Origin of the sequence: uncultured Leptotrichia sp., assembly GCF_938036635.1 — a bacterium.
Lineage (GTDB): Bacteria > Fusobacteriota > Fusobacteriia > Fusobacteriales > Leptotrichiaceae > Leptotrichia > Leptotrichia hongkongensis.
In genome coordinates this window covers 1-1655 of record NZ_CALHQO010000073.1, presented here as the reverse complement: position 1 = coordinate 1655, position 1655 = coordinate 1, and the positions used below count along the sequence as shown (strand labels likewise).

The 1655-nt window shown below is 31.8% G+C and carries 3 protein-coding genes; all 3 read right to left on the bottom strand.

Going from position 1 to position 1655, the window contains the following annotated elements; genetic code table 11:
- Positions 1–152: 152 nt before the first annotated feature.
- The 3 genes from Q0370_RS01360 to Q0370_RS01350 all read right to left on the bottom strand — a co-directional run bounded on the left by Q0370_RS01360 (position 153) and on the right by Q0370_RS01350 (position 1576).
- Positions 153–524, bottom strand: coding sequence for a transposase family protein (locus Q0370_RS01360; RefSeq protein WP_299571074.1), 372 nt, complete (start codon positions 522–524; stop codon positions 153–155).
- Positions 525–535: 11 nt separating this feature from the next.
- Positions 536–976, bottom strand: a complete 441-nt coding sequence (locus tag Q0370_RS01355) for a transposase family protein (protein WP_299571071.1) — start codon at positions 974–976, stop codon at positions 536–538.
- Positions 977–1249: 273 nt separating this feature from the next.
- Positions 1250–1576 carry a PTS lactose/cellobiose transporter subunit IIA gene (locus Q0370_RS01350; RefSeq protein ID WP_299571068.1) on the bottom strand — a complete coding sequence of 109 codons (327 nt, stop codon included), beginning with the start codon at positions 1574–1576 and terminating at the stop codon, positions 1250–1252.
- Positions 1577–1655: the final 79 nt, after the last annotated feature.

Below are 1655 nucleotides of genomic sequence, written 5' to 3'. Positions count from 1 at the left end.
AGATATATATTATCATATCCCCTCCCCTTTGTCAACTACTTTTTTCCATTTTTTTTAAGTTTTTTTCATACATGTACCACACAGTCGAATACGACACCTATAACATATAAAAAAACATAGCAAAAATGATATACTAGAACTTATTCAACAACCTATAGTTCAAAATTATAAATTGCACAAATTAACGAGAATCTCATAGGAAATTTTCTTTTCTTGTTTCTATAATGTGTAGACACTATCCTGAATCTCTTGATATGCCTGTTCACATGCTCTATGTAAATTCTACGCCTTGAAATAATTGAATTGTATTTCTTGTCCTCTTTAGTTAATTTATGCTTTTTTGTCGATTTTTTAGGTACCAAGCTGTTGCCGTGTATCTTATCTATGCCTATGTATCCCTTGTCGGCAATTAAAAGGACATCTTTTGAAAAATACACACGACTTCTGCAGAACAGCCTGAAGTCATGAACGCTTCCGTGCGAAAACGAGACGTTGAGTATCCTTAAATCCTTTTCGTCTGCCACTATCTGAGCCTTTATCGTGTGCTTTTTCTTTTTTCCCGAGTAATATTTCCGCTGTTTTTTTTAGGACGCTCAATTTCACATTCCGTAGCATCAACCAGCACGACTTCTATCTCAGTGTCCCTGACAAGCTCCCTTTTTTTGGGCAAAGAAAACTCCTCGCTTTTTATCAAGATGTTTTCAACCCATTTAACGCACTCACAGATGGTACTTTTTGCAACACCGTATTCAAAGGCAATATTTTCCATAGTTCTATAGTCACGATAGTATGAAAGCATGATTACAAGTCTGTCAAGAACAGATAGTTTTGGCGGATGTCCGCCTCTTGAATGTTCAATTCTGTATGATTCATTCAAAAGTTTCAGCATTTTGTCAAAGGTATTTTTTTTAATGCCAAAAATTTTCTGATAGTTTTCTTCTTTAAGTTTTTTTATTCTTTCAACATTATTTATCATTTTCATCACCAGTATTATTATACCCTGATATTGGTATTTATACAAGTTGTCGAACAGGTCTAATGATTTTTATTCTAAAAATTTCCCTTTTAAACAATTTATAATTCTTTAGTATCTTTTACAATTTCTTATGATAAAAAAGTTTTTTATAACTTCATTATTTAACAAGATTTAGTCTAAATTTCTATATTTAGAATACAGGACATTTACACATAAAAGGGTATTTTTGTACGCAATTATCCTGTTTAATATATTTTAAAATTGAATACAAAACTATTTTTGTTCCAGCCTCTTATACACTTCGATAAATTCATTCGCTAATTCTTTAAACAAAATTGCTGTCATCAAGTGATCTTGTGAATGTACCATGATTAATCCAACATCAATTTTTTCTCCTCCAGCTTCCCTTACAATCAAATCTGTCTGTAATTCATGTGCCTTTAGCATTTCCTCGTTAGACTGCTTCATAAATTCTTCCGCTTCATCAAATTTCCCTGCCTTTGCCGCATTCATAGCCTGATAAGCCAAACTTTTAGTTTCTCCTGCATGTCCAATCAATGTCATCGCAATCATTTCAATATCCAATACTTCTTCAGCCATAGTAATTCCTCCTAAAAATTTATTTTTTTAATTTTATATCAAAATTTCTTCTTAACTTTGTTATAACACACGTTTTTCT

Excerpts from the sequence above, each read along its gene's own strand:
- Q0370_RS01350 (WP_299571068.1), bottom strand. The coding sequence starts at position 1,576 with ATGGCTGAAGAAGTATTGGATATTGAAATGATTGCGATGACATTGATT.
- Q0370_RS01355 (WP_299571071.1), bottom strand. The coding sequence starts at position 976 with ATGATAAATAATGTTGAAAGAATAAAAAAACTTAAAGAAGAAAACTAT.